Genomic DNA, 3027 nt, shown 5'->3' on the forward strand with positions numbered 1-3027 from the left:
GATCGAGGCTCTTAATTGCCTATTTTTGATGATCCAAACACACCTGTATGCTTCTTCCCGAAGGTGTCTGTAAGGATTCTGCAAGATATTTTAAATACGTTTTAAAAACTCTCGCAAAAAATACATAAGAAGTCTGTTGCTTATTTTTTAGTGGCATATAGAATCGCCAAAAAAATCGCGCAAGCATCATTTTGGGGTGTCATATGTCCAAGGCAGTAAGCAGCATCGCATCGGAAGTAAATGAATTACTTCGTAAAAATGGAAATGAGTTCATGACTCTAAAGTGGGCTCAGTTTTACAAAATATGCGACAGAGAACGTCTCGCCGATGTGGTTATGGAAAACATCGCAAAACAGCTCAAAAAAAATGACCTGCATATCATCTACGGCAACAACGTCATTGTCGTTCGTGACTTTTGCTGGAGCCCTGTAGACATCTGATCCGCATACCAGCTGATGCGCTTGTGCGTAGGTCGCGATATTCCTAGGTCAAGGGCCGCGACCCCGGCTCGTCGTGACGCGCTTCACCGTCGCGGCGAACGGAGTCCCGGGCGCAGCGGACCCTTGACCTGTCACCGACGAAATCACCCTTTGGCAATTCCCTGGGCCCGAATGGGCCCGGGGGATGCCACCCGGCGAGGGTGCTCTTGCTGTGAGGGGTGTTGTTACACCCCCACTTTACCGAAGACTTCTTCGGTTTTTTGCCATCGGAGTGGAGTCGGAAAGTTCGCCCGTTATGTTCCTCGTCGTGATGCCAGCATTGGGTGTCACCACTGAGGAGTTGGGCGTGAAGATTTCAATCGAGCTGGACCGCAAGGATGTTTTAGCTTTGGTCACTGTTTTTCTGCTGATGCTCCCGGATTCCGGGGCTTTGCGCGGATTTGAGGCGGGCGGATCTCTGCTTTACTTGATAAACCTCTCTCTGTTGAGCAGTTTGAAAAATTACTTTTGAGCTATAAAAGAGAATACTGATTATGTTCGACTTTCTAAAGAAAACACCCGCTTTAACAGAACCACTAAAAGTTTCTGATGAAAAACTCCTCTTTAATGCCATGTTAAACGCTACCGCGATGGTGATTTTTAATCATTCAGGCGAAATACTTGAAGTGAGTCAGAAGTTTGCTGACTTTATGGGGTACAGTAAACAGGAACTTCTGGGCCAGCATCACCGCATTTTGTTTGAGACTGCCTATACATCGAGGCCCGAGTATACAACCTTCTGGCGAAATCTCCTTGAGGACAAACCGCAGCGAGATACCTTTAAATATATAAAGAAGAATAGAGAAATTATCTTTGTCGGCGCACGTTATGTGCCAATTAAGGATGAACAAGGTAAGGTGTATCGTGTTGTTAAATTGGCTTTTGATGTCACCGCGCAGCATAACGAATCTGCGTCGCAGAATGCTGTTTTTACGGCACTTAACCGCTCACAGGCTGTAATTGAATTCACCCCTGATGGCACAATCACCAATGCTAACCAGAATTTTCTTAATGCTATGGATTGCAAACTGGAACAGATAAAGGGTAAACAGCACAACATTTTCTGTGATGAAAACTTTTATCGTGATAACCCAAACTTCTGGCGCAACTTGGCCAACGGTAACTATCAGACAGGTCGATTTCTAAGAAGAAGTCTGTCTGGCAGGAGCGTCTGGCTTGAAGCAACTTACAACCCCATTCTTGATGGGCAAGGTAAAGTCTATAAAGTGATAAAATTTGCGTCAGATATTTCTGAGCGCGTCAATAATGCCATTAATACAGTGAACCTCGCGGCGCAAACATCCGAAAAGACATCGGCGTTAACAACAATGGCAATGCGAGAGCTGGATAACAGCGTGAATACCAGTGTTCAAATCGCATCACAGGTTGAAAATACTGCACAAGTTGGTCAAGAGCTAAATCTGAAATCAAAGAATATTCAGGAAATAGTAACCACCATACGTTCTATTGCAGATCAGACAAACTTATTGGCACTTAATGCGGCGATTGAAGCTGCAAGAGCCGGAGATTCCGGCAGAGGGTTCGCAGTTGTTGCAGACGAAGTAAGAAAGCTTGCCGCCAGATCGGCTTCCGCAACCTCCGTCATTGCGGAGGTCGTAAAGGAGAACGCGGGGCTCATTGATAAAATTGACACCGGTTTAAAAGAGATAAATGTGATCGCGAAAAAAGGTCATGAATCTATCGAGCATGTCGAAAAAGCTATCGAGAGTGTGAATGTGAGTATCAGTGAACTCGTGTCAATGGTTGAAGCATTGAAACCCTAGGCGGTTGCAGGAGCTGAGTGCAACACGGTTATTGAATTGAAGCCGGAGCATCATGCCGCATAGCCAAGGCTTCCTGCATCACCTCTCCCATGACTTCGATCGGGCATTTGAAATCGAAGCGCTTACGGGGGCGCATATTCAGTTGCAGGGCGATGGCATTCAGTTGCTCCTGGCTGTGTACCGACAAGTCAGTCCCCTTGGGCAGGTACTGGCGGATCAGGCCGTTGATGTTTTCGTTACTGCCGCGCTGCCATGGGCTGTGCGGATCACAAAAATAAATAGCGACCCCGGTCTGCTGGGTGATTTCAGCAGGGGAGCCAGCAGAATTCGGAAAAAATCGTACGCTAAGCCATTCGCGTAGATTTGTGATAATGTGAATACACGTATCACATAGGAGCCTTAAACATGGCCACTTCCATTCGCTTGGCACCCGAAACCGAGCAGCGCCTAGACTTTTTGGCGACAAGCACCGGGCGTACCAAGGCGTATTATCTGCGCGAAATCATCGATCATGGCCTGACTGACCTTGAGGATTACTACCTCGCGGCTGAAGTCCTGGAGCGAGTCCGTAAAAATACAGAGGTCGTTCACTCTGCTGCGGACGTAAGGAAAGACCTTGGCCTGGACGATTGATTACACCGACACGGCCAAAACACAGTTGCGGAAGCTCGACAAGCAGTCAGCGAAGCGCATTCTTGACTTTATGGATGAGCGGGTGTCCAGCAGGGATGATCCGAGAACTACTGGCAAGGCGCTAACAGGCC

General features: G+C 47.4%; 3 protein-coding genes and 3 pseudogenes. 5 read left to right on the top strand and 1 reads right to left on the bottom strand.

All coding sequences use genetic code 11. The features are described 5' to 3' along the window. Window positions 1–203: 203 nt before the first annotated feature. The 4 genes and pseudogenes from GHO03_RS23995 to GHO03_RS25960 all read left to right on the top strand — a co-directional run. Window positions 204–440, top strand: coding sequence for a hypothetical protein (locus tag GHO03_RS23995; protein WP_153331005.1), 237 nt, complete (start codon window positions 204–206; stop codon window positions 438–440). A gap of 295 nt (window positions 441–735) precedes the next feature. Then, on the top strand, window positions 736–951 hold the full coding sequence (locus GHO03_RS24000) for a hypothetical protein (protein WP_153400648.1): 216 nt from the start codon (window positions 736–738) through the stop codon (window positions 949–951). Window positions 952–1051: 100 nt separating this feature from the next. Further along, window positions 1052–1732 (top strand): annotated as a pseudogene (locus GHO03_RS25955) (PAS domain-containing protein); the annotation flags it as partial. Window positions 1733–1879: 147 nt separating this feature from the next. Continuing rightward, window positions 1880–2263: pseudogene (locus GHO03_RS25960) on the top strand (methyl-accepting chemotaxis protein); the annotation flags it as partial. Window positions 2264–2291: 28 nt separating this feature from the next. Here the strand turns inward: GHO03_RS25960 and GHO03_RS24010 are convergent. After that, window positions 2292–2573 (bottom strand): annotated as a pseudogene (locus tag GHO03_RS24010) (IS30 family transposase); the annotation flags it as partial. Between the two features lie 95 nt (window positions 2574–2668). Here GHO03_RS24010 and GHO03_RS24015 point away from each other — a divergent pair. Beyond that, the gene (locus tag GHO03_RS24015) at window positions 2669–2896 is read left to right on the top strand and encodes a hypothetical protein (RefSeq protein WP_005730594.1); all 228 of its coding nucleotides are present in this window, start codon (window positions 2669–2671) and stop codon (window positions 2894–2896) included. The last annotated feature ends 131 nt before the right edge of the window (window positions 2897–3027 follow it).

Origin of the sequence: Pseudomonas sp. FSL R10-1339 (assembly GCF_009600545.1) — a bacterium.
Lineage (GTDB): Bacteria > Pseudomonadota > Gammaproteobacteria > Pseudomonadales > Pseudomonadaceae > Aquipseudomonas > Aquipseudomonas bubulae.

Bases quoted from the DNA above. Each gene is read 5' to 3' on its own strand.
- GHO03_RS23995 (WP_153331005.1), top strand. From the start codon at position 204: ATGTCCAAGGCAGTAAGCAGCATCGCATCGGAAGTAAATGAATTACTT.
- GHO03_RS24000 (WP_153400648.1), top strand. From the start codon at position 736: ATGTTCCTCGTCGTGATGCCAGCATTGGGTGTCACCACTGAGGAGTTG.
- GHO03_RS24015 (WP_005730594.1), top strand. From the start codon at position 2,669: ATGGCCACTTCCATTCGCTTGGCACCCGAAACCGAGCAGCGCCTAGAC.